Genomic DNA, 24323 nt, shown 5'->3' with positions numbered 1-24323 from the left:
GCAGCGGGGTTGGTCATCTGATTCGACATTCGAGACATCGCGCGCCATACGGGCGGTATCCTCGATGCACTACTCCTCAAGGGCGGCTATGGCCAAGATTGTCCTGAAGATCGACGTCGACACCCTGCGCGGTACGCGCGAAGGCGTTCCCAACCTGCTTGCCGCACTGGCCGAGCACGCGGCACAGGCAACGTTCCTGTTCAGTCTCGGACCGGACCACACCGGATGGGCGCTCAAACGCGTCTTTCGCCCGGGCTTTCTGAAGAAGGTTTCGCGCACATCGGTCGTGGAGCACTACGGCTTCAAGACGCTCATGTACGGCACCCTGCTGCCCGGTCCGGACATCGGCAAACGTGCCGCCGATGTCATGCGCACCGTGCAAAGCGCAGGGCACGAGACCGGCATCCACACGTGGGACCACACCTACTGGCAGGACAACGTACGCACGCGCGACGCCGCCTGGACGCAACGCCAGATGTCGCAGGCTCATGCCCGCTTCGCCCAGATCTTCGGTGCGCCCCCGCTCACGCACGGCGCCGCCGGCTGGCAGATGAACCCGCATGCGTTCCGTCAAATCGATGCCTGGGGTATGAAGTACTCGTCGGACGGACGCGGCACGGCACCGCACTACCCGATCGTGGACGGCGTGCGTCTGAAACACGTGCAGATGCCGACGACATTGCCTACCGTCGACGAATTGCTCGGCATCGACGGTCGCGACATTCACGGCGTGGCCGAACACCTGCTTGCTCTGACCCGCGATCCGGCGCAAGATCACGTGTTCACGCTTCACGCGGAACTTGAGGGGCAGAAGCTCGCGCCGCTATTCCGCCAGTTGCTGGCCGGATGGCGTCGTCAGGGCCATGAACTGATCACGATGGGCCAGTATTATGAAACGCTGGATCTGGCCGCACTGCCCGCGCATCCGGTCGTGTGGGGCGAGATTCCCGGCCGCTCCGGCGACTTGATTCTCGAAGGACAGGCTGCGGCCTGACCTCGGCGCATCCGGCCGGCCCACCCGATTCGATTCCGCAGTACACGTATTCGACAATCTTTTCCCGAACCGGCCTGGCAAGGCCACCCAAGGAGACCATAGTGACGGTAGCCATCGACACCCCCGTGCCCGATTTCACCGCACCGGCCACCGGCGGCGATTTTTCGCTCAAGGCGCATCGCGGCCAGAAGGTGGTGATCTACTTTTACCCGAAGGACAACACGCCGGGCTGCACCACGGAAGGCATGAACTTCCGCGACAGCTACGACCAGTTTCAGGCGGCCGGTGCGCAGATCGTCGGCGTGTCGCGCGACAGCCTGCGCTCGCATGAGAATTTCAAGAACAAGCTGGCGCTTCCCTTCCCGCTGATTTCGGATGGCGACGAAGCGGTGTGCAAGCTGTTCGGTGTCATCAAGCTGAAAAAGCTGTATGGCAAGGAACATCTCGGGATCGAGCGCAGTACATTCCTGATCGACGCCAAGGGTGTCCTGCGCAAGGAATGGCGCGGGGTGCGGGTGCCCGAGCACGTCTCGGAAGTGCTGGCTGCGGTGCAGGGGCTCTGATCCGGGGCATCGCGCCCCCCCCCCGCTTCGGCGGGCGGCCGCGAGCGCTATCCGGTCCGGTGTTGCGCAGGGGCCGCTGAGACTGTCGGTGAGGGCATCCGACGCTATACAAGCACGGCAAGAGACGTTATAGTCGGCCGTAATGATCAAGCGCATTGAACGAGACTATTGCAGGCGTCGCCACGGCGGCGCCTTCAGCCAAGCCGCCTCTCCGGTGCGTCCGGGCAGGCGGCTTTTTTGTTGCCGGGACGTGATGTATTGCCGTTTGTCCCGGCCGAGTAGTGTTGTGTTTTCTTGAACGGGAAATCTATGCCATTGCCATCGGCGCCGACCAAACCGGGCTCGCTGCTTGCCCCGGAACAATTCCCCACTCGCCTCAAACCTTCGCGCACGGAGGCCAAGAAACCGATTCCCTCGTCTGAACAACATGCACTGGGCGAGACGTCCGGTGCAGCCGGTGCTGCCAGCGCGACCGAATTGAAGGTCGTCCCCAAAACCGCTCCGGCGACGCAGACTGCGGCACAGCCATCGCCCGCCGCACGCTCGCCCCAGTCGCCGCCTCAGGCCGACTCGACCGGCGCAGGCGCGTCGCTCAAGGCCGTGAAGTCGACGTCGACCGGATCGGGTTCGAAACGCACACGCGGCAAGGATCAGGAGCCGGCCAAGCTCTTCGTACTCGACACGAACGTGCTCATGCACGACCCGAGCAGCCTGTTCCGTTTCGAAGAGCACGACGTCTATCTGCCCATGATGACGTTGGAAGAGCTCGACAATCACAAGAAGGGCATGTCGGAAGTGGCGCGCAATGCGCGTCAGGTGAGCCGCACGCTCGACGGGCTGGTGGCGGAAAGCGGCACCAAGTCGATGGCCGAGGGCATTCCGCTGTCACGACTCGGCAACAAGGATGCCACCGGGCGTCTGTATTTCCAGACCGATCTGCCCGATGTCCCGCCGCTCGAAGGTCTGCCGCAGGGCAAGGCCGACAACCAGATTCTGGGCGTCGTGCGTGCGTTGCAGGACAAATTCCGCGATCGTCAGGTCGTGCTGGTGTCCAAGGACATCAACATGCGCGTCAAGGCGCATGCGCTCGGCCTGCCTGCGGAAGACTACTTCAACGACAAGGTGCTCGAGGACAGCGATCTGCTCTACTCGGGTGTCATGACCCTGCCGCCGGACTTCTGGACGAAGCACGGCAAGGGCATGGAGAGCTGGCAGGACAACCGCACCGGCACCACCTTCTACCGCATCACCGGGCCGCTGTGCGCGAGCTTCCTCATCAATCAGTTCGTCTATCTGGAGACGAACAACGGTGAGGCGCCGTTCTACGCGCAGGTTCGGGAAATCAACGGCAAGACGGCGCTGCTGCAAACGCTGCGTGACTACGGCCATCACAAGAACAACGTGTGGGGCATTACGGCACGCAACCGCGAGCAGAACTTCGCGCTGAACCTGCTGATGAACCCCGAAGTGGACTTCATCACGCTGCTCGGTCAGGCCGGCACCGGCAAGACCCTGCTGGCGCTCGCCGCCGGTCTGGCGCAAACGCTCGACGAGAAGCGCTACAACGAGATCATCATCACGCGCGCGACCGTGCCCGTCGGTGAAGATATCGGCTTCCTGCCGGGGACCGAGGAAGAGAAGATGCAACCGTGGATGGGCGCATTCGACGACAACCTCGAAGTGCTGCAAAAAACCGACGACTCTGCCGGCGAGTGGGGGCGTGCAGCCACGCAGGAACTGATTCGCTCGCGACTCAAGGTCAAGAGCATGAACTTCATGCGCGGCCGTACGTTCGTGAATAAGTTCGTCATCATCGACGAGGCGCAGAACCTGACGCCGAAGCAGATGAAGACGCTCGTCACGCGCGCCGGTCCCGGCACCAAGCTGATCTGTCTTGGCAACATCGCCCAGATCGACACGCCGTACCTCACCGAAGGCAGCTCGGGCCTCACCTACGTGGTGGATCGCTTCAAGGGCTGGGGACACAGCGGACACGTCACGCTCGCGCGCGGCGAACGCTCACGTCTCGCGGATTACGCAGCGGAAATTCTCTGACGTCTGTCTGCCCCGTCGAGGGGGATCGATGCACGGCAAAGCGGCGCCTTCGGGCGCCGTTTTCATGGATGACGCGCCCCATCGCGACGTCCCGCGTTGCCGCCGAACGGCCGGTGCGGCGACCGACGAGGCGCTGCCGGTCTCTCGGCATCATCGCCCCGCAAGCCGCGGCTTTGTGACGTCAATGCCACAAAAGGCCCGGAATTCGGTACTTTTACGATGCATTCGGCGCGTAAGCGTCGTAAACTCTGCGCATGCGAATCCAGCGCCCTCCGAGCATGTCCCATTCTCCGACGCGTCCGATGGCCCGATCCACGATCTCGTGGGCAACGCCGGCAGCGCTGGCAAGCCTGCCGTGGCGAAGCGCCGGCGTGCTCGCGCTGACGCTGCTCGTCGCCGCCTGCTCATCCGGTCCGGCAGTCCGGCAAGGGAGCAGCGCGAATTATGGCAACCGCACCGTCGGCCCCGAACGCAGCGCCGGTCAGGAGGAAATCACGCTGGAAGCGATGAGCCTCGTTGGCATTCCTTACCGCTACGGCGGCAATACGCCCGATTCCGGTTTCGATTGCAGCGGTCTGGTGCGTTATGTCGTGGCACGTGCCGCAGGCGTCAATTTGCCACGCACCACGGCCGACATGAGCGGTGTGGGCACCGTCCTCGAACGCGACGATCTTGCTTCCGGCGATCTGATCTTTTTCAATACGACGGGACGCGCCCACTCGCATGTGGGCATCTATGTCGGTCAGGGGAAGTTTGTACACGCGCCTAACTCGGGCGGCACCGTACGACTGGAGAGCATTTTCATCCCATACTGGGCGAAGCGCATCGATGGTGTGCGCCGGGTCGCCGCCAACAAGGCGCCGGCGGGCAATACGACTTACGTCAATCGCTCTGCCCCGGCGACAGTTGCGGACGCACCGGCCGCCGAACCGCTGCCGAATGTGCCGATGGCTACGGCACCGAATCGTCCGCTGACTGGGGCAACGCCATCGCCGTTGGAGACGCCCAGCAGCACCGCCAGACTTACCTCCCCGCCTGCGCAGGACGACGATCCGATCGCCCGCTTCGCCAACAGCTCGATGTAACGCCGACAGGCCGGCACGCGATGACGCGACGGCCCGCCCAAATCAGACGCAATCAGCGCGAGCAGCCCAAGCAGCGAAATCAGCGCAGGTGCGCAAGCAATGTCGCCGCCCCGCCGATATTAATGGCGGCGCCCATGAGCAGGCTGAGCGGGCGACTACGCAAAGAATGGATCAAGGTGGACATATCTGCCTCCGTCGCTCGTCTATAAAACACTATGGGAAAATGATAATCAATTTCAATTAACTATTAAAATTGATTATCCCGATGACGGCGATTTGTCCTTTCAATCCCATCGACGCCGATACGTCAGGGCAGCACACGCCGGCGCGCACGAGCGCCGACATGCCCCGGCTGAAGCGAACCGCCGACACGCGAATATGGTGGCAACGGATTGGATTTCGAACCCCACGCAGGCCGAGCCGCCGACGCACAAAAAAAGCGGCCGAAGCCGCTTTCTTTGTCAGTAGCGCCATGCGCCGTCACGAGACGACGCACCGCATCACAGGAACTGCTTGCCGACCCACCACGCGATAGCGGCAATGAATGCCGAAGCCGGGATCGTCAGCACCCATGCCCAGACGATGTTACCCGCTACGCCCCAACGCACGGCGGAAAGCTTGCGCGTGGCGCCCACACCGACGATGGCGCCGGTAATGGTGTGCGTCGTCGACACCGGCACGCCGAGCCACGAAGCGAAGAACAGCGTGAACGCCCCACCCGTCTCGGCACAGAAACCGCCGACCGGCTTGAGCTTCGTGATCTTCTGCCCCATCGTGCGCACGATCCGCCAGCCCCCGAACATGGTGCCCAGACCGATTGCCAGATAGCAGCCGATAATCACCCACAGCGGCGGTTCGGCGGCTTCCTGCGGCCACAGACCGGCAGCGATCAGCAACATCCAGATAATGCCGATGGTCTTCTGCGCGTCGTTACCGCCGTGTCCGAGACTGTACATACCGGCCGACACCAGTTGCAGGCGACGGAACCAGCGGTCCACGCGTGCCGGCGGCGTACGGAAGAACAGCCAGGACACGACCAGCATGAAAAACGAGCCGAGCACGAAACCGAGCAGCGGCGACACGAAAATAAATGCCACGGTTTGCAGCAGACCGCTCGCGACGAGCGAGCCCGTACCCGCCTTGGCCACCGCAGCGCCGACCAGACCACCGATCAGCGCGTGCGACGAACTCGACGGAATGCCGTAGTACCAGGTAATGATGTTCCAGGCGATCGCACCGACGAGCGCACCGAAGATCACGTAGTGATCCACGATTTCGGGGTGCACTGTGCCCTTGCCGACCGTCGCGGCGACTTTCAGGTGAAAGACGAACAGCGCGACGACGTTGAACATGGCGGCGAAAGCCACCGCCTGATGCGGCTTGAGCACGCCCGTCGAGACGACCGTTGCGATCGAATTGGCGGCGTCGTGAAAACCGTTCATGAAGTCGAACAGAAGCGCCAGAACGACCAAGAGTCCGACCAGCCAGAGGCTGATGTGCAGCGTTGCCATCGAAAGTCTCCGCTCAGGCGTTTTCCAGCACAATGCCTTCGATGATGTTGGCAACGTCCTCGCACTTATCGGTCACCGATTCGAGCAATTCGGACACGGCCTTCTGCTTGATCAGCTCTTTCACGTCGGCTTCTTCACGGAACAGCTTCGATAGCGACGCGCGCAGCAGGCGGTCGGCTTCCGATTCGAGACCGTCGATCTCTTCGCAAAGCTTCAGAATCTCGCGAGCGCGATCCATGTCGCCCAGCAGCGCGACCGTGCTTTGCACACGCTCGCAGCACTTCACGCAGATCTCGCCAAGCGTACGGGCCTCGGCCGGCACGCTCTTGATGTCGTACATCCAGACGGCCGTGGCCACGTCTTCCATCAGATCCAGGATGTCGTCCATGGTGCTGATCAGCTTATGGATCTCATCGCGGTCGAAAGGCGTGATGAACGTCTTGTGCATCAGGTCGATAGTCTCGTGCGTGATGCGATCCGCTTTCTTCTCGTTGTTCTGCACGGCGACGGTCCGTGCCTCGGCATTGGGCAGGTCGTTGAGCATGGCCGACAGCTCGCGGCTGCCTGCCACCATGCACGCCGCGTGCTGGTTGAACAGGTCAAAGAACTTGCCCTCGGTGGGCATGAAGCGACCGAACATTATTGGAAAACTCCGGGTATTAATAGGGGACGGGTCGACACAAAAACGTCACATTCTACCTCGTCGGAGGCGTGCGCTACCGCACGCCCATCCGAACAGATGGAAATTCGGCGTCAGTATTGCGGACCGGCCAGATTGTCGAACTTCGTATAGGCGCCGATGAACGCGAGGCGCACGTGGCCGATAGGACCGTTACGCTGCTTCGCGATAATGATTTCGGCGGTGCCCTTGTCGGGCGTATCGGGGTTGTAGACTTCGTCGCGGTAAATGAACAGGATGATGTCGGCGTCCTGTTCGATAGCGCCGGATTCGCGCAAATCCGACATGACCGGCCGTTTGTTCGGGCGTTGCTCCAGGCTCCGGTTCAACTGCGAAAGCGCAATCACCGGCACGTTCAGTTCCTTGGCGAGCCCCTTGAGCGAGCGCGAGATTTCGGAAATTTCGGTCGCACGGTTCTCGCCGCCCCCCGAACCGCTCATCAGCTGAAGGTAATCGATGATGATCAGACCGAGCTTGCCGCACTGACGCGCCAGACGCCGCGCACGCGCACGCAATTCCATCGGGTTGAGCGCCGGCGTCTCGTCGACGAACAACTGCGTCTCGTTCATCTTCTGCATGGCGTGCGTGAGCTTCGGCCAGTCTTCGTCGACCAGCTTGCCGGTACGCAGACGATGCTGATCGAGACGCCCCACCGAACCCAGCATACGCATGGCCAACTGCGTACCCGGCATTTCCATCGAGAACACGGCGACAGGCAACCCCTCCTCCACCGCGATGTGCTCGCCGATGTTCATCGAGAACGTCGTCTTACCCATCGACGGACGACCGGCCACGATGATCAGATCGCCGCCGTTGAACCCGGATGTCATGCGATCGAGATCGACGAAGCCCGTCGGAATGCCGGTGATGTCGCTGCCGCCTTCGCGGTGGTACAACTCGTCGATACGCTCGACGACCTGCGTGAGCAGAGGTTGCAGTTCGAGGAAGCCGCTCGTGCTGCGCGAGCCTTCTTCGGCGATGGCGAAGACCTTCGCCTCCGCCTCGTCGAGCATCTGACGCACTTCCTTGCCTTGCGGATTGAAGGCATCCGAGGCGATTTCGTCCGCCACGGTCACGAGCTTGCGCAGCACTGCGCGGTCACGCACGATTTCCGCATAGCGGCGGATGTTCGCCGCGCTCGGCGTGTTCTGCGCCAGAGCGTTCAGGTAGGCAAGCCCGCCCACATCCTCGGCTTTCCCGGCGGAGGTGAGCGATTCGAAAACGGTGATGACGTCAGCGGGACGATCGCTCGAGATCAGGCGCCCGATGTGCTGATAGATCTGCCGATGGTCGTAACGATAGAAATCGTGCTCGGACAGGAAATCGCCGATGCGATCCCAGGCGCTGTTATCGAGCAGCAAACCGCCAAGCACGGATTGCTCCGCCTCGATGGAGTGCGGCGGCACCTTGAGTGAATCGAGCTGGGGATCGGGCGCGTTCATGCCGGGCATTATACCGTCCCCGCGATCCCGGTCCGTTCCGGCGAACTCTCGCTTGCGCGACGACTTTTCCGAGCGCGGTTTGTTCAGCAGTTTCCCTGGAGGCAGCATAAGGCGGAGCTATCGAACGATGACGTGAATGGAAGCAAGCGCGCAACCGGGAGGCGGTGGCGTAGATCGGAGTATGACCGGCAACCGGAATTTCCGGCAGCCCAAAAACCAAGAAACCACGACAGAACGGACAGACATAAAAAAACGGAAGCCGGTGGACCGACTTCCGTTTTTTATTCGCGTCGGGAAGCTGACGCGGGTACGACTTAGGCGTGCTCGCCCAGCACCGACACGGTGACGTCGATCACGACGTCGGTGTGCAGCGCCACTTGAACCGGGAAGTCACCCACGGTCTTGAGCGGGCCGTTCGGCAGACGCACTTGCATCTTCTCGACCTTGAAACCTTGGGTGCCCAGGGCTTCGGCGATGTCGAAGTTGGTGACCGAACCGAACAGACGGCCGTCAACGCCGGCCTTCTGTGCGATCTGAACGGTCAGACCCGACAGCTTTTCACCTTCGGCCTGCGCAGCAGCCAGCTTCTCGGCTGCCGCCTTTTCCAGTTCGGCACGGCGAACTTCGAACTCGGCGATTGCGTCCTTGGTGGCGCGGCGAGCCTTCTTCGTCGGGATCAGGAAGTTACGTGCGAAACCGTCCTTGACCTTCACGATGTCGCCCAGATTACCCAGGTTGACGACCTTTTCCAGCAGAATCACTTGCATTATCTATTCTCCTTCGTCGACTGGCGATTAAGCACCATGCAGATCGGTGTACGGCAGCAGCGCCAGGAAACGCGCGCGCTTGATAGCCGTGTCGAGCTGGCGCTGGTAGTGCGCCTTGGTGCCCGTCAGGCGAGCCGGGGTGATCTTGCCGTTGTCGCCGATGAAGTCCTTCAGCGTTTCGACATCCTTGTAATCGATCTGCTCGACACCTGCGACGGTGAAGCGGCAGAACTTCTTGCGCTTGAACAGCGGGTTTTGCTGTTGGCGGCGACGATCAAACTTCTTGTTTTTACCGTTAGGACGCGGCATGTTCAACAATCCTTTTCAAATGCTTGCAATGCTGTGATGTGAAACACCAGGGTGCGGCTATTGCGATGCTTTTTGGCCAGAAACCCCGCCCACTGGGCCGGTTTCTCCAGCCCCAACGCCATGACTTTGGCGCTGATGGGGCCGATCGCAACTGCCGGTATCGAGAACTCGACCTGACGGGCTACGCCCGCCTCTTCGGCAGTTCCCTCGTGCGCCAGCGTGACATCGATGACGGGAAGCCCGGCCGGGGTATAGCGCAGCGTGCCGATTTCGACGATGCTGGCCTCGAGCCGTAGGCGATTCACGCGGTCAATGTTTCCGTGGGCACCCTGATGCGTTCCGGTGCGCTAATTACGAAGCGGCAGCTTCGGTCGCGGGCGTCGCGGCAGCCTTCTTGGCTTCTTCGCGGGCCACTTCCTTCATCATCGGCGACGGTGCGGTCTCGGCCTTCTTCATCTTGACGACGAGGTGGCGCAGAACGGCGTCGTTGAACTTGAATGCGTGTTCCAGCTCGTCCAGGGTTTCCTGGTCGCATTCGATGTTCATGCAAACGTAATGTGCCTTGGCCAGCTTTTCGATCATGTAGGCCAGTTGACGACGGCCCCAGTCTTCGACGCGGTGGATCTTGCCCTGACGGGACTCGACCGTGCCACGATAGCGCTCGATCATGGCAGGCACTTGCTCGCTCTGATCGGGGTGAACGATAAATACGATTTCGTAATGACGCATATGTTGCTCCTTATGGACAAAGCTGCCTGGGCGTCAGAACCAGTGCAGCAAGGTTGCAGAACCCGCGATTCTAGCGGATTTCATGTCGATCATCAACTCCCGTCCTATCGGTGCCCTGCGCGCGGCCCATGCACGCGCCCCGACCGCCCCGGCGGCGGCGGCCTCCCACAACGTCAGGCATTCTCCAGCCAGTAGTTGGGCCGCGCATAAATCTGGCGCAACTGTTCGATGAAGAGCCGCACCCGCGCGGGCTGGAAGCGCTGCTGCGGATAAACCGCCAGAATGTCGTAATCGGGCAGCGCATACTCGTCGAGTACGGTTTCGAGCTCGCCGGACAGCAACTCACGCTGAATTTCCCACGTCGAGCGCCAGCCGAGTCCCAGCCCTTCGAGCGCCCAGCGGTGCAGCAACTCCCCGTCATTGCAATCGAGATTACCGGCCACGCGCGTCGTCACGAGCTTGCCCTGCCGCTTGAAGTACCAGCCGCGCTGTTGCCCGCCTTGCAGATTGAAGGCCAGACAGTTGTGTTTGGCCAGATCTTCCAGTGTCCTGGGACGGCCGTGCCGCGCGAAGTAAGCCGGCGTGCCACATACCACACGCCGGTTCTGCGCGAGTTTGACGGCCACGAAGTTCGGGTCGACCGAGCCGCCGATCCGGATACCCATGTCGTAGCCCTCGCGCACGATATCCACCACGCGATCCGTCAGATTGAACGAAATCTGCACTTCCGGATGCAGGCGCAGGAACGCCGGTGCATGCGGCGCCACGTGCTTGCGACCGAACGCCGCGGGCGCCGACACGATCAGGTGACCGGAGACGGCATGCCGCCCGGCGCTGATCTCGTTCTCCGCCATCTCCCAATCGCCCAGCAATTGCTTGCAACGCTCCAGAAAAGCGCCGCCCTCTTCCGAGAGCGCGAGGCGGCGCGTGGAACGGTACATGAGCTTGATGCCGAGCCGTTTTTCGAGGGCGTCGATACGCCGCCCGAGGATCACCGGCGAGACCCCCTCCTTTAGCGCTGCGGCGGCCAGACTGCCCGCCTCGGCCACCTGCACGAAGGTTTCGATCTGTTTGAAACGGTCCATCGCGTCTCCATTCGATACTTTTTGTTCTTAAAAAAACGATCTTTTGTGATCTTATCAAACAAATCGTACCGGCTTAAAGTGGCCTCCAACAACGATTCACCATTACTCACTGGAGGAGTCACATGGCCAAGATGACCGCCGTAGAGGCCGCCGTCCGCGTGCTGGAGAAAGAAGGCATCACCACCGCATTCGGCGTGCCCGGCGCCGCCATCAACCCGTTCTATTCGGCGCTGCGCAAGGCCGGCAGCGTGGAGCACGTGCTCGCACGCCACGTCGAAGGCGCGTCGCACATGGCCGAAGGCTACACCCGTGCGGAAGCCGGCAACATCGGCGTTTGCATCGGCACTTCGGGTCCCGCCGGCACGGACATGATCACCGGTCTGTACTCGGCATGGGCCGACTCCATTCCTATCCTGTGCATCACGGGTCAGGCGCCGCGTGCCCGCCTGTATAAGGAAGACTTCCAGGCCGTCGACATCGAGTCGATCGCCAAGCCCGTCACCAAGTGGGCTGTGACGGTGCGCGAGCCGGCCCTGGTGCCGCGCGTGTTCCAGCAAGCGTTCCATCTGATGCGCTCGGGCCGTCCGGGTCCGGTGCTCATCGATCTGCCGTTCGACGTGCAGGTCGCCGAGATCGATTTCGATCCCGAAACGTATGAACCGCTGCCGGTATACAAGCCCGCGGCCACGCGCGCGCAGATCGAAAAGGCGATTCAGATGCTGGTCGCCGCCGAGCGTCCGCTGATCGTCTCGGGGGGCGGCGTGATCAACGCCGACGCCGCCGATCTGCTGGTCGAGTTCGCCGAGACGGTGAACGTGCCGGTCGTTCCCACGCTCATGGGCTGGGGCACTATCGCCGACGACCATCCGCTCATGGCCGGCATGGTCGGTCTGCAAACGTCGCATCGCTTCGGCAATGCGACGATGCTCGCCGCCGACTTCGTGATGGGCATCGGCAACCGCTGGGCTAACCGCCATACCGGCAGCGTCGACGTCTTCACCAAGGGCCGCAAGTTCGTGCACGTCGATATCGAGCCGACGCAAATCGGCCGCGTGTTCGGCCCGGATTACGGCATTGTCTCCGACGCCAAGGCCGCATTGACCCTGTTCGTGGAAGTCGCGAAGGAACTGAAGGCCGCCGGCCGTCTGCCGGATCGCTCGCAATGGGTGGCCGACTGCCAGAAACGCAAGCGCACGATGCTGCGTCGCACCGACTTCGATCAGGTGCCGATCAAGCCGCAGCGCGTGTATCAGGAAATGAACGCGTTCTTCGGTCGCGACGTGCGCTACGTCTCGACCATCGGTCTGTCGCAGATCGCCGCCGCGCAGTTCCTGCATGTGAACAAGCCCCGCCACTGGATCAACTGCGGTCAGGCCGGCCCGCTGGGCTGGACGGTGCCCGCCGCCATCGGCGCGAAGGTGGCTTCGCCGTCGTCGGACGTCGTGGCGATCTCGGGCGACTACGACTTCCAGTTCATGATCGAAGAACTGGCCGTGGCCGCGCAGTTCAAGGTGCCGTACATCCATGTCGTGGTGAACAACTCGTATCTGGGCCTGATCCGTCAGGCACAGCGCAACTTCGACATGGATTACTGCGTGCAGCTCGCGTTCGAGAACGTGAACTCGCCGGAACTCAACGGTTACGGCGTCGACCACGTGAAGGTCGCCGAAGGCCTGGGCGTGAAGGCGATCCGCGTGTTCCAGCCGAACGACATCCAGCCGGCGTTTGCGCAGGCCCGCAAGCTGATGGCCGAGTTCTCGGTGCCGGTGATCGTGGAAGTGATTCTCGAGCGCGTGACCAACATTGCAATGGGCACGGAAATCAACAACGTCAACGAGTTCGAGGAAATCATCGACGTCGTGGAAGAAGACGACGCGGTGTCGGCGTAAGCCGGCACGCGCGGCAACAAGGGTTGCGGGGCGCATGCGTCCCCTGCGCTGTCGGCCAGACCCCGTGTGCGGCCAAAGCATGCGCTGCGCAACCCTGCAACACCGCAGCCCCACCCAGGTATCACCCTTGCATCGAATCGTCGAAACCACCCCCTGAAAAAAGAGAGAGAGGAGTCAGCGCAATGCCGAAATTTGCCGCCAACCTGACCATGCTGTTCAACGAGGTCCCGTTCCTCGACCGCTTCAAGGCGGCCGCCGCAGCGGGCTTTCGCGGCGTGGAGTTTCTGTTCCCGTACGCGTTTCACCGCGACCAGATCGCCGACAAGCTCAACCAGTATCAGCTCGACCTCGTGCTGCACAACCTGCCCGCCGGTAACTGGGACGCAGGCGAGCGCGGCATCGCCATCCTCCCCGATCGCGTGGCCGAGTTCCGCGACGGCGTAGGCGAAGCGATCACGTATGCCAAGGCGTTGGGCGTGAAGCAACTGAACTGCCTCGTCGGCAAACAAGGCGCCGAGCTCTCGACGCAAGCCGCGACCGAGACGCTCGTGGGCAACCTGCGTTTCGCCGCCGACGCGCTCAAGGCCGAAGGCATCCGCCTGCTGGTCGAACCGATCAACACGTACGACATTCCGGGCTTCTTCGTGAACCGGACGAAACAGGCCCTGGAGATTTTCGACGCCGTCGGCTCGGACAACCTGTTCCTGCAATACGACATCTATCACATGCAGCGCATGGAAGGCGAACTCGCCAGGACCCTCGAGACGCATCTGGCGCGTATCGCTCACGTGCAGCTCGCGGACAACCCGGGCCGCAACGAGCCGGGCACGGGCGAGATCAACTACGCCTATCTGTTCGCGTTCCTCGACCGCATCGGGTACGCGGGCTGGATCGGCTGCGAGTACAAACCCGCGACCACCACGACCGACGGCCTCGGCTGGTTCAAGGCGGCGGGCCTGCGCGAAGCGGCTTGACGGATTGAAGCACCGCACGTCGCCTCCCCCGGCGTCGTGCAGACGGCATGACGATGACGACGCCACCGATGCGTCGCACCGATCGACCGGGTTTCGACGAGGAAGGGCCCCGCCGGCCGCATGCAGGGGGCATGCGGCCGGAGTCCGGGGGATGCGTGAATCGCCCGGCAGGCATACCGCTCACGCACCGCCCCGCTCGTCCGACGCTCGGCAACAACACTTCAAACTTTGGCAACAAGGAGTCTCGAAATGGCACAACTCGGTTTTATTGGTCTGGGCATCATGGGCGCGCCGATGGCGAAGCATCTGCAAAACGCCGGTCACAAGCTGTTCCTGTACGAACGCCGCACGCCCCCGCAAGACCTCATCGACGGTCAGGCGACCGTGTGCACGTCGGCCAAGGAAGTGGCGAAACGCGCCGATATCGTGTTCGTGATGGTGCCCGACACCCCTGACGTCGGCGCCGTGCTGTTCGGTCACGACGGGCTGGCCGAAGGGCTGTCGGGCGGCAAGATCGTCGTCGACATGAGCTCGATTTCGCCGATCGAAACCAAGGAATACGCCAAGAAGATCAAGGCGCTCGGCTGCGAGTACCTCGACGCCCCGGTCTCGGGCGGCGAAGTCGGCGCGAAGGCCGCAACACTGTCGATCATGGTCGGCGGCTCGCAGGCGGCATTCGACGATGTGAAGCCGTTCTTCGAACTGATGGGCAAGAACATTACGCTCGTGGGCGAGAACGGTGCAGGTCAGACGTGCAAAGTCGCCAACCAGATCGTGGTCGCTCTGACGATCGAAGCCGTGGGCGAAGCCCTGCTGTTCGCCTCGAAAGCCGGCGCCGATCCCGCCAAGGTCCGCGCGGCGCTGATGGGCGGCTTTGCGTCGTCGCGCATTCTGGAAGTGCACGGCGAACGGATGGTCAAGCGCAACTTCGAGCCGGGCTTCCGCATCGCGCTGCACCAGAAGGATCTGAACCTGGCGCTCCAGACCGCGAAAACCCTCGGTGTGTCGCTGCCGAACACGGCCACGGCGCAGGAACTGTTCAACGCCTGCGCTGCCAACGGCGGTGCCGCTTGGGATCACTCGGGCATGGTGCGCGCGCTGGAAATGCTCGCCAACCACACCGTCGCGTAAGCGCCAGCAGTTCGGCAAGGACGGCAAGGACGGCAAGGACGGCAAGGACAGAAAGGAACGACAGGCGCCCGCCGGCGGCATGACTTGACGGCGGGCGTCGCACCGCGTAGTTCGCGAGAAGACGAAGCAAACGGCTGACGGAGAAAAGCCGTCCGCAGGCAAAAAAGCAGGGAGAAGTGAGAGACTTACCGGAGTGTACGGGCGTGGACATCGACAGACGTCCCACCGAGCGTCACGGCGCGAGTCGAGCGATAGTGCGACTGGCGCCGTATTTTTTTGCGCGCATGCATGCCGGACGCGCGGCCGGATGTCGCGATGACGGCAAGCCGCTACGTGACGTGACGGGATGTGGCGGGATGTGGCGGGATGTGGCGGGATGTGGCGGCTGCCACGCCCCTGCCGTCGTCGATCAATACTCGTCGAACAGGCTTTGCATGCGCTCGCGGGGCACACCCGCTTGCAACGCGAGCATCAACAGCACGCGCGCCTTGTACGGATGGAGATTGCCGGTGCTCACGAAGCCGTACTGATCGTCCGGCGCAGCACCGTTGTGCATGACATGCCCGCTGCCGACACGCGACGCACGCACGACCGCCACCCCACGCTGCACGGCATCGGCCAGCGCCTGTTGCAACAGCGAGTGCAGCGAGCCGTTACCGGTGCCCGCCACCACGATGCCCTGCACGCCGGCATCCACCAGCGCATCGACGGCAATGCGAGACACGCCCGCGTAGCTCGACACCACTTCCACCGCCGGCAGTTCGCCGGACAGTCCGACGAATTCGCTCTCGACGGTGTGGTATTGCAGCGGCTCGCGCTGAAATGCCACGCGCTCGTCCTGCACCCAGCCGAGCACGCCGATCTCCGGCGAGTGAAACGCATCCACTTTGTAGGTGCTCGTCTTCACGACGTCGCGAGCGCAGTGAATCTGATTGTTGATGGCGACCATCACGCCGCGTCCGCCCGAGATCGGGTCGGTCGCCACGCGCACGGCATTGAGCAGGTTGAGCGGACCGTCGGCCGAGAGCGCGGTGGCCGGACGCATGGCCGCCGTCAGCACGACGGGCTTGCGGCTGTTGACCGTCAGATGCAGGTAATACGCCGTTTCTTCGAGCGTATCGGTGCCGTGCGTAATCACGGCGCCGGCCACATCGGGCTGCGCGAGCAAGGCGTTCACGCGCGCGGAGAGCTTCTGCCACAGCGACACGCTCATGTCCTTGCTGTCGATCTGTGCGACCTGCTCCGCATGAATATGCGCGACGTTGCCCAGCGCGGGCACGGCGGCGAGCAGGTCCTGAACCCCCAGCGCCCCGGCCTGATAACCGGCGGTGCGCGTGGCGTCGGCCGCGCTGCCCGCAATCGTGCCGCCCGTGGCGAGCAGCGCAATGCGCGGCAATTCGCCGGAGGACACGGTGTAATGAGGAATCGGGTTGAATGAGGTCAATGTCATGCCAGCGATTGTATCCAATACTGCCCTGCTTCCCAATCGCTGAAAATATCGATCCCGCCACCGGGGCGGGATCGGGTTTCGGGAGGCGTGCCCGGTATCAGGCCGCAAATTCAAGCGCTTCGCGCAGTTGCGTCGAGATTTCCTGCTCCTTGAGCGCCGGGGCAAGCATCTCAATGAACCGATAAGCGTAAGAGCGAAGGAACGCGCCGCGACGCAGGCCGATGCGCGTGGTGCTCGGCTCGAAGGCGTTGTCCAGCTCCAGCACCGCCAGATCCTGGTCCTTGCGCGGATCGACGGCCATCGCCGCCACGATCCCCACGCCCAGCCCCAGCTCGACGTACGTCTTGATCACGTCCGTGTCCAGTGCGGTGAGCACGATATCCGGCACCAGCCCCTGATCGGTGAACGCCTTGTCCACATGCGAGCGCCCCGTGAAATCGCCGTCATACGTGATGATCGGATATTCGGCGATGTCGGCGAGCGTCACATTCTCGCGCCCCACGAGCGGGTGCTCTTTCGGCACGACCGCCACGTGGTGCCACGAATAGCACGGGAACGTGACGATATCGGGGAAACGGTCGAGCGCCTCGGTCGTGATCCCGATGTCCGCTTCGCCGTCGATGACCATTTGCGCGATCTGGCGCGGGCTGCCCTGACGCAGCGCCAGATGCACCTTCGGGTAGACGCTGGTGAACTGCTTGATCACTTGCGGCAGCGCGTAGCGCGCCTGCGTGTGGGTCGTCGCCACCACGAGATGCCCGCTGTCCTGATCCGCGAACTGACGCGCGACACGACGCAGGTTTTCCGCGTCCAGCAGCATGCGCTCGATCAGTTGGAGCACGGCCTTGCCGGGTTCGGTCAGCCCCGTGAGACGCTTGCCGCGACGCACAAAAACGTCCACGCCGAGTTCGTCTTCCAGATCCTTGATCTGCTTGCTCACCCCTGACTGCGACGTGTACAGCGCACTCGCCGCTTCGGTCAGATTCAGGTTCTGGCGCACCGCTTCGCGCACATAGCGCAATTGCTGGAAATTCATGATCTAACTCCGCCCTGTTGCTTGTCTGTTCGTGACCTCGGTTCGTCTGCGTTCATGGTGCCGACGACGTCAGTCTAAATAAATATCGCGCGTTGTCTTGTGGTTCGATGCCGGAAGATGCCGCTGCGCAAGACGCCCGCACCCCGCGCAATTCACGCCTGCGCGGAGAACACCCGCAACTGACGCGGCACGGCTCGCAGCGGGGTGCCGGCATCTGCGCCGAGCGCCTTCCATCCCGAGCGCGTGAGTTCGGCTTCCCACACCGCGTCGCCGGGGGCGGCAAGTTCCACGCGCACCGTGCCGCCCAGCGGAATCGCGCGGCGCACCGCCACATCGATGCCCGGCCCGCCGTCGTTCGCGTGTACCAGCGCCAGATCGTGCGGACGCACATACGCAATCGCCCGCCCGTCCTGCGGCACCGCCGGCAGGTCGTCCTTGTGCACCGTCACGCGGTACTTGCCCGCATCGGCGATGAAATCGTGCGTCTGCAACTCGCCCGAGAGCCGGTTCGCCGCGCCGAGAAACTCGTAGACGAATGCGCTTTCCGGCGTGTCGTAGACGTCTTGCGGCGCCCCGATCTGCTCGATCTTGCCGCGGTTCATCAGCACGATGCGATCGGCGACTTCGAGCGCTTCTTCCTGATCGTGCGTGACGAAGATCGTGGTGATGTGCAGTTCGTCATGCAGACGGCGCAGCCAGCTACGCAACTCCTTGCGCACCTTGGCGTCGAGCGCGCCGAACGGCTCGTCGAGCAGCAACACCTTCGGCTCCACGGCGAGCGCGCGGGCCAGTGCAATACGCTGACGCTGGCCGCCGGAAAGCTCCGCCGGGTAGTGGTCGGCCAGCCAATCCAGTTGCACGAGACCGAGCAGTTCATGGACCTTGCTACGGATCTGCGCATCGGACAGACGCTCGCGGCGCGACTTCACGCGCAGACCGAACGCCACGTTCTCGAACACCGTCATGTGGCGGAACAACGCGTAGTGCTGGAACACGAAGCCCACCTGACGCTCACGCGTGCCCACGGACGCCACGTCCTCGCCATTGAGAACCACGCGGCCGGCGTCGGCGAACTCCAGGCCCGCGACGATGCGCAGCAGCGTGGTCTTGCCGCAACCCGACGGCCCGAGCAGCGCGACCAGCTCACCGGTCGGAAATTCGAGACTGACGTCGTCGAGTGCGTTGAAATCGCCGAAGCGCTTCGAAACCTGTTGTACCTGGATGCTCATTGTCTTGCTCCTCGATGCTGTATCTGACGATGCCGGAGGTGACGCGTCAGGCCTGCACGGCGTCGGCGCGACGCGCGGCCTTGTCCTGCGCCAGCTTGTGTTCGGCCCAGAGCTTCAGGGCCAGCGTCGCCAGGGCGAGCAGCGCGAGAATCGACGCCGCCGCGAAGGCACCTACCGTGTGGTAGTCGTTGTATTCAATTTCCACGTGCAGCGGCAGCGTGTTCGTCTCGCCGCGAATATGACCGGAGACGACCGAGACCGCGCCGAACTCGCCCATCGCACGGGCATTACACAGGATCACGCCGTACAGCAGCCCCCATTTGATCTTCGGCAGCGTCACGCGTGTGAACACCTGCCAGCCGCTCGCGCCCAGCACGCGGGCGGCCTCTTCCTCTTCACTGCCCTGTGCCTGCATCAGCGGAATCAGCTCACGCGCGACGAACGGGAACGTGACGAACACCGTCGCGAGCACCAGCCCCGGCAACGCGAACACGACCTTCAGGTTGTGCGCATCGAGGAAATCCCACAGCGGTCCCTGGCGGCCGAAGATCAGCAGGAACGTCAGCCCCGCAACCACCGGCGACACGGAAAACGGCAAATCGATGAGCGTGGTCAGCACGCTCTTGCCACGGAAATCGAACCGCGCGATCGCCCACGACGCCGCCACACCGAACACCAGATTCAGCGGCACGGCAATCACGGCAATCAACAACGTCAGACGGATGGCCGAGAGCGCATCGTCGTTGGTCAGGCCGTCCCAATACGCGGCGAAACCCTTGCCCAACGCGGTGACGAACACCGAGGCGAGCGGCATCAGCAGAAACAACGCGAAGAACAGCAACGCCACGCCAATGAGGATGACTTTGACGAAAGCGGGCTCGTCGGTCGGATCGGATTTTTGCGCCTTGGCGGTTTGCGGCAAGGCGCGCGACAGTGCGAGTGAGTCAGACATGATCGAAACGTTCTCTTCGAAAGCAGGCCGGGTTTTGCATCGCGCGTGCGTGGTTCGTCGGCGAACTACACGCCACTGGCGCGACGACCCGAATGACGGCGTTGCAGCCACCATTGCAGGGTATTGATAAGCAACAGCAGCACGAACGAGATCAGCAGCATGACCACGGCCAGCGCCGCCGCCCCTCCGAAGTCGTATTGTTCAAGTTTGGTGATGATCAGCAGCGACGTGATCTCGGACACCATCGGAATGTTGCCCGCGATGAAAATGACCGAACCGTACTCGCCCACCGCGCGCGCGAAGGCCAGCGCGAACCCCGTCAGCAACGCCGGCAGCACGGCCGGAAGAATCACGTAGCGCAGCGTCTGCCAGCGCGTCGCGCCAAGGCACGCCGCCGCTTCTTCCTGCTCGCGCTCGAACTCTTCGAGCACCGGTTGCAACGTACGCACGACGAACGGCAGGCCGATGAAGGTCAGCGCCACGAAAATACCGAGCGGCGTGAACGCGATCTTGATGCCGAGCGGCTCGAACCAGCGTCCGACCCAGCCGTTGGGCGCATAGATCGCGGCGAGCACGATGCCGGCCACCGATGTGGGCAGCGCGAACGGCAAGTCGATCAGCGCATCGACGAAACGCTTGCCCGGGAACGTGTAGCGCACCAGCACCCACGCCAGAATGAAACCGAACACGGCGTTGAGCGCTGCCGCTGCGAGCGAGATGCCGAACGTGAGGCGATACGATGCCAGCACGCGCGGCGAACCCACTGCGGTGACGAAGCTCGCCCAATCGAGCGAGCTTGCCTTGATGAAAACCATCAGCAACGGCACCAGCACCACGAGGCTCAGGTACGCGACGGTGTAGCCCATCGTCAGGCCAAAGCCCGGCAAGGCACTTGGCTTACGCCACAGAGGAAAGAGTGCGGTACTCATGCGATGGTCCCTGCCTTACTTCTTGGTGTAGATCTGATCGAAGATGCCGCCGTCGGCGAAGTGCTTGGCCTGCGTCTTCGTCCAGCCGCCCAGATCGGCGTCCACCGTGTAGAGCTTGAGCTTCGGATACTGCGCCTCGTACTTCTTGGCGATTTCCGGCGAACGCGGGCGGTAAAAGTGCTTGGCGGCGATTTCCTGGCCTTGCGGCGAATACAGCCATTGCAGATACGCTTCGGCGGCCTTGCGGGTGCCGTGCTTGTCCACATTCTTGTCGACGATGGCCACCGGCGGCTCCGTCAGGATCGACGACGACGGCACCACGATGTCGAACTTGTCCGGCCCCAGGTCCTTCACCGACAGCAGCGCCTCGTTTTCCCAGGCGATCAGCACGTCGCCGATACCGCGCTCCACGAAGGTCGTGGTCGCGCCGCGCGCGCCCGAATCCAGCACGCCGACGTTCTTGTAGATGGCCTTGACGAACTCCTGCGCCTTCTGCTCGTTACCGCCCGGTTGCTTGAGCGCGTACAGCCACGCGGCGAGGTAATTCCAACGGGCGCCGGCCGACGTCTTCGGGTTCGGCGTGACCACGCTGATGCCCGGCTTGGCGAGGTCGTTCCAGTCCTTGATGTTCTTGGGGTTGCCCTTGCGCACCAGCAATACGATGGTCGACGTGTACGGCGTGGCGTTGTCCGGCAGGCGCTTCTGCCAGTCCTTGTTCACGAGACCGGCGGAGGCCAGCTCATCGATGTCGGCCGAAATGCCGAGCGTAACGACGTCGGCAGGTGCGCCGTCGAGCACGGTACGGGCCTGCTTGCCCGAGCCGCCGTGCGAGGCTTTCACCGTCACCGTGTCGCCGGCGACTTGCTTGTAATGCGCTTCGAACGCCTTGTTGTAATCAGCATACAGCTCGCGCGTCGGGTCGTAAGACACGTTGAGCAACGACAGGCTCGCGGCCTGCGCCTGAATCGTCATGCCGGCGGCCAATGCCAGACCGCCCAGCGCGACCGCCAGCTTCTTAGCTTTCCATCCCCGTGCTGCTTTGCTCATGACTTGCACTCCTTGTTTGCTTCTCGTGTGTAGGAGGCCAGTCTATGAGTCCGTCTAAATAATTAAAAATAATATTTTCGCTTTTGTTTATGCCGGAATAAGGATTAGAGAATTTGTGCTGATGAACGGACCTCGCCGGCCGCGCCGCCGACGTCATCGATCAGGCGTAGGGGGACCCCGCCAGCGCCGCTACGATCCCCGCCGCGCCTTGATCCACAAGGCTCAGGAAGCTTTTCTGGGCAATCGCGGTGTCCTGCGTTTCGCGGAAAATCCGATGGGCGTGCAGGAAAGCGACCGTCCAGGCGGCCAGCAACAGGCCCGCCGCCAGTTGGGCCTGTACGTCCGGCGACGCCCGCCCGGCGCTCTCGGTCAGGGCCTGCGCCACCACGTCGGCCAGCTCGTCCCGGATTGCCCGGGCACGCGCCTTAAGGGTTTCACTGCCTTCGATCGTCTTCACAAACCCCTGGCTCTGCGCCGAAAAATCCACGAACGGACTGCCTTGCGCGACCAGCCGGTGCGCCAGCAGACGCAACGCCTCGACCGGCGAGACGCCCTCGCCACGCGCCCGGATGGCCTCACGCAGCGCCTCCCGCCCCTCCTCGTCGCGGTCGAAGAACATGTCTTCCTTGCGCGGGAAATGGTTGAAAACCGTCATGCGCCCGACATCGGCGGCGGCGGCGATCTGGTCCACCGTCACATGATCGAAGCCGTGCTCGTGGAACAGGCGCGTCGCCGCGTTGGAAATGCCCTGCCGCGTGGCGAGGCGCTTACGTGATCTCAGTGATCTCAAGTCGGGTGGCGTTGACATGTCGTTTCTAATGACCTAGTTTACATGTACTCAGTACATTTATATACGAAGTATATGACGAAACACATCGATGTTGTGATTGCCGGCGCAGGGCCGGTCGGTCTGTTGAGCGCCATTGAACTGACGCTCGGCGGCGCGCAGGTGCTGGTACTGGAGCGTCTCGCGTCGCCAAGTCAGGCGATGAAGGCACTCTCGTTCGGGCCGCTGGCGGGCGAAGCCCTGCTGCGTCGCGGCATGCGTACCGCTATCGACGACGCCCAGGCGCGCGCCGCCGACGCCATGCGTGCGTTCACCGAACAGACGGGGGCGGACCTTCGCGTGCGTGCTTCAAAGTTTAACGGCCATTTCGCCGGGCTTTCCCTGATTCGGCGCGACGCTCAGGTCGATCCCGAGCGTCGTCCGCGCCATGTCGATCAGCCGAGTCTCGAAGCAATGCTCGCCGAGCGGGCTCGGGCGCTGGGCATCGAGGTGCGCCGCGCGCACGACATCACGGCTATCGAGGCGTCGGACGACGGTGTGCAGGTGACGTGGCGCTCGCCGTCAGCAGCAGGAAGCGGCCACATTCGGGCCGATTACCTCATCGGCTGCGACGGGGGACGCAGTACCGTTCGCAAGCTGTGCGGCTTTGCCTTTCCCGGCACCGAGCCGACGCTCACGTTCTATCAGGCCATCGCGGATGTCGACCACCCCGAGGCGCTGGCGACCGTCGGCTGGAATCGCACACCGCACGGCGTGTTCTGCTACGGCCCGGTGCCCGGACGCCTTTTCATGCTCGACTTCTCCGGACCGCCCGGCGACCGTCTGGCGCCGGTGAGCCGGGCGGAAATCGAGGACGTTCTGCGCCGCACCAGCGGGAAAGATGTTCGCCTCCATGCGCTGCATAGCGCCAGCCGATGGGCGGACAACACGCGGCTCGTCGACACTTACCGGCAAGGACGCGTGTTTCTCGCCGGCGACGCGGCCCACGTCCACTCCCCGTTCGGCGGGCAGGGGCTGAGCCTCGGGCTGCTCGACGCGGCCAATCTCGGCTGGAAGCTCGCGGCGGTGATCCGCGGCGACATGCCCGACAGCCTGCTGGCGACTTATACCGCCGAGCGCCGCCCGGTAGCCGAGGCGGTTCTGGCGAACACACGTGCGCAGGTCGCGATTCTTCGCCCCGACCCGCAATCGGGCGCGATGCGCGATCTGATCGCCCGGTTGATGGACTTCGACGACGTCAACCGTTTCATCGGCGAGATGATGACCGGCGTATCGACACGCTATGACCTCGGCGCGACCGGCACCACGCACCCCGACGTCGGCCGGCTCGCCGGCGACTGGCAGCTTGCCGGGGGCGCGTATCTCTACGACGCGATGCAGGAAGGCAACGGCGTGCTGCTCGATGCGACACCGTGGCAGCGCGCCTCGCAAATCGTCGCCGCCGTGACGCCGAGCGTGCGGTGCGTGACGGTGAGCGAAGGACCGTCGATGTTGCTGCGTCCCGACGCCTGCATTGCATGGCGCAGTGAGGGCGAGAACACCGAACGGCTCGCAGGCCCGGAAGGTCTCGATGGCCTCAAAGTCGCACTGCGCCAATGGTTCACGGCCTGAGGACCTGCCGGCCACACGCGTTGCGATGCCCCCTTGATGCGCCCTTGATGCGCCCTTGATGCGCCCTTG

General features: G+C 63.1%; 24 protein-coding genes. 8 read left to right on the top strand and 16 right to left on the bottom strand.

Translation table 11 applies throughout. From position 1 onward, the window contains the following. Positions 1 to 88: 88 nt before the first annotated feature. The 4 genes from PAN31108_RS14135 to PAN31108_RS14120 all read left to right on the top strand — a co-directional run bounded on the left by PAN31108_RS14135 (position 89) and on the right by PAN31108_RS14120 (position 4697). Entirely contained in the window at positions 89 to 994 is a 906-nt protein-coding gene (locus PAN31108_RS14135; protein ID WP_150669460.1) for a polysaccharide deacetylase family protein, read from the top strand. A 101-nt stretch (positions 995 to 1095) separates the two neighbouring features. Then, positions 1096 to 1557 carry a peroxiredoxin gene (locus tag PAN31108_RS14130; RefSeq protein ID WP_150669459.1) on the top strand — a complete coding sequence of 154 codons (462 nt, stop codon included), beginning with the start codon at positions 1096 to 1098 and terminating at the stop codon, positions 1555 to 1557. Between the two features lie 309 nt (positions 1558 to 1866). Next, positions 1867 to 3612 carry a PhoH family protein gene (locus tag PAN31108_RS14125; RefSeq protein ID WP_150669458.1) on the top strand — a complete coding sequence of 582 codons (1746 nt, stop codon included), beginning with the start codon at positions 1867 to 1869 and terminating at the stop codon, positions 3610 to 3612. A gap of 302 nt (positions 3613 to 3914) precedes the next feature. Further along, positions 3915 to 4697: a C40 family peptidase gene (locus PAN31108_RS14120; protein WP_150669457.1), complete on the top strand. Its 783-nt coding sequence runs from the start codon at positions 3915 to 3917 to the stop codon at positions 4695 to 4697. Positions 4698 to 4937: 240 nt separating this feature from the next. On the opposite strand, the gene PAN31108_RS14115 is transcribed toward PAN31108_RS14120, so the two are convergent. The 9 genes from PAN31108_RS14115 to PAN31108_RS14075 all read right to left on the bottom strand — a co-directional run bounded on the left by PAN31108_RS14115 (position 4938) and on the right by PAN31108_RS14075 (position 11219). Next, a complete protein-coding gene (locus tag PAN31108_RS14115; RefSeq protein WP_150669456.1) occupies positions 4938 to 5171 on the bottom strand; it encodes a hypothetical protein in 234 nt (77 codons plus the stop codon). Positions 5172 to 5197: 26 nt separating this feature from the next. Then, positions 5198 to 6208 (bottom strand): inorganic phosphate transporter, encoded by a 1011-nt coding sequence (locus PAN31108_RS14110; RefSeq protein WP_150669455.1) that lies wholly within the window; start codon positions 6206 to 6208, stop codon positions 5198 to 5200. Positions 6209 to 6221: 13 nt separating this feature from the next. Further along, positions 6222 to 6848, bottom strand: a complete 627-nt coding sequence (locus PAN31108_RS14105; protein ID WP_150669454.1) for a DUF47 domain-containing protein — start codon at positions 6846 to 6848, stop codon at positions 6222 to 6224. Between the two features lie 113 nt (positions 6849 to 6961). Continuing rightward, on the bottom strand, positions 6962 to 8329 hold the full coding sequence (locus PAN31108_RS14100; RefSeq protein ID WP_150669548.1) for a replicative DNA helicase: 1368 nt from the start codon (positions 8327 to 8329) through the stop codon (positions 6962 to 6964). A 314-nt stretch (positions 8330 to 8643) separates the two neighbouring features. Beyond that, entirely contained in the window at positions 8644 to 9096 is a 453-nt protein-coding gene (gene rplI, locus PAN31108_RS14095) for a 50S ribosomal protein L9 (RefSeq protein WP_150669453.1), read from the bottom strand. 27 nt (positions 9097 to 9123) lie between these two features. Further along, the gene (gene rpsR / locus PAN31108_RS14090) at positions 9124 to 9405 is read right to left on the bottom strand and encodes a 30S ribosomal protein S18 (protein WP_010803800.1); all 282 of its coding nucleotides are present in this window, start codon (positions 9403 to 9405) and stop codon (positions 9124 to 9126) included. 2 nt (positions 9406 to 9407) lie between these two features. Further along, positions 9408 to 9710, bottom strand: coding sequence for a primosomal replication protein N (gene priB / locus PAN31108_RS14085; protein ID WP_044455532.1), 303 nt, complete (start codon positions 9708 to 9710; stop codon positions 9408 to 9410). Positions 9711 to 9756: 46 nt separating this feature from the next. Next, complete coding sequence (gene rpsF / locus PAN31108_RS14080; RefSeq protein ID WP_044455531.1) at positions 9757 to 10134, bottom strand: 30S ribosomal protein S6; 378 nt, start codon at positions 10132 to 10134, stop codon at positions 9757 to 9759. 173 nt (positions 10135 to 10307) lie between these two features. Further along, entirely contained in the window at positions 10308 to 11219 is a 912-nt protein-coding gene (locus PAN31108_RS14075; RefSeq protein ID WP_044455530.1) for a LysR family transcriptional regulator, read from the bottom strand. Between the two features lie 122 nt (positions 11220 to 11341). Here PAN31108_RS14075 and gcl point away from each other — a divergent pair, with 122 nt between their 5' ends. The 3 genes from gcl to glxR all read left to right on the top strand — a co-directional run bounded on the left by gcl (position 11342) and on the right by glxR (position 15213). Next, the gene (gene gcl / locus PAN31108_RS14070) at positions 11342 to 13108 is read left to right on the top strand and encodes a glyoxylate carboligase (protein ID WP_150669452.1); all 1767 of its coding nucleotides are present in this window, start codon (positions 11342 to 11344) and stop codon (positions 13106 to 13108) included. Between the two features lie 182 nt (positions 13109 to 13290). Continuing rightward, positions 13291 to 14082 (top strand): hydroxypyruvate isomerase, encoded by a 792-nt coding sequence (gene hyi / locus PAN31108_RS14065; protein ID WP_150669451.1) that lies wholly within the window; start codon positions 13291 to 13293, stop codon positions 14080 to 14082. Between the two features lie 228 nt (positions 14083 to 14310). Then, a complete protein-coding gene (gene glxR / locus PAN31108_RS14060; protein ID WP_281350079.1) occupies positions 14311 to 15213 on the top strand; it encodes a 2-hydroxy-3-oxopropionate reductase in 903 nt (300 codons plus the stop codon). A gap of 409 nt (positions 15214 to 15622) precedes the next feature. On the opposite strand, the gene PAN31108_RS14055 is transcribed toward glxR, so the two are convergent. From PAN31108_RS14055 to PAN31108_RS14025, 7 genes are all read right to left on the bottom strand, one after another. Next, the gene (locus PAN31108_RS14055) at positions 15623 to 16663 is read right to left on the bottom strand and encodes an asparaginase (protein ID WP_150669449.1); all 1041 of its coding nucleotides are present in this window, start codon (positions 16661 to 16663) and stop codon (positions 15623 to 15625) included. A gap of 97 nt (positions 16664 to 16760) precedes the next feature. Further along, positions 16761 to 17699, bottom strand: coding sequence for a CysB family HTH-type transcriptional regulator (locus PAN31108_RS14050; RefSeq protein ID WP_150669448.1), 939 nt, complete (start codon positions 17697 to 17699; stop codon positions 16761 to 16763). A gap of 152 nt (positions 17700 to 17851) precedes the next feature. Further along, complete coding sequence (locus tag PAN31108_RS14045; protein ID WP_150669447.1) at positions 17852 to 18928, bottom strand: sulfate/molybdate ABC transporter ATP-binding protein; 1077 nt, start codon at positions 18926 to 18928, stop codon at positions 17852 to 17854. Between the two features lie 46 nt (positions 18929 to 18974). Then, positions 18975 to 19994, bottom strand: a complete 1020-nt coding sequence (cysW, locus tag PAN31108_RS14040; RefSeq protein WP_150669446.1) for a sulfate ABC transporter permease subunit CysW — start codon at positions 19992 to 19994, stop codon at positions 18975 to 18977. Then, complete coding sequence (gene cysT / locus PAN31108_RS14035; protein ID WP_150669445.1) at positions 19946 to 20809, bottom strand: sulfate ABC transporter permease subunit CysT; 864 nt, start codon at positions 20807 to 20809, stop codon at positions 19946 to 19948. Before cysT ends, cysW begins: the two co-directional genes overlap by 49 nt. A 15-nt stretch (positions 20810 to 20824) precedes the next feature. Beyond that, positions 20825 to 21856, bottom strand: a complete 1032-nt coding sequence (locus PAN31108_RS14030) for a sulfate ABC transporter substrate-binding protein (protein ID WP_150669444.1) — start codon at positions 21854 to 21856, stop codon at positions 20825 to 20827. A gap of 160 nt (positions 21857 to 22016) precedes the next feature. Beyond that, positions 22017 to 22664, bottom strand: a complete 648-nt coding sequence (locus PAN31108_RS14025; RefSeq protein WP_150669443.1) for a TetR/AcrR family transcriptional regulator — start codon at positions 22662 to 22664, stop codon at positions 22017 to 22019. Positions 22665 to 22718: 54 nt separating this feature from the next. On the opposite strand from PAN31108_RS14025, the gene PAN31108_RS14020 reads away from it, so the two are divergent. Continuing rightward, a complete protein-coding gene (locus PAN31108_RS14020; protein ID WP_150669442.1) occupies positions 22719 to 24254 on the top strand; it encodes an FAD-dependent monooxygenase in 1536 nt (511 codons plus the stop codon). Positions 24255 to 24323: the final 69 nt, after the last annotated feature.

Source organism: Pandoraea anhela (assembly GCF_902459655.1).
GTDB lineage: Bacteria > Pseudomonadota > Gammaproteobacteria > Burkholderiales > Burkholderiaceae > Pandoraea > Pandoraea anhela.
The sequence above is the reverse complement of the archived record's forward strand: the minus strand, read 5'-3'. Positions and strand labels throughout refer to the sequence as shown.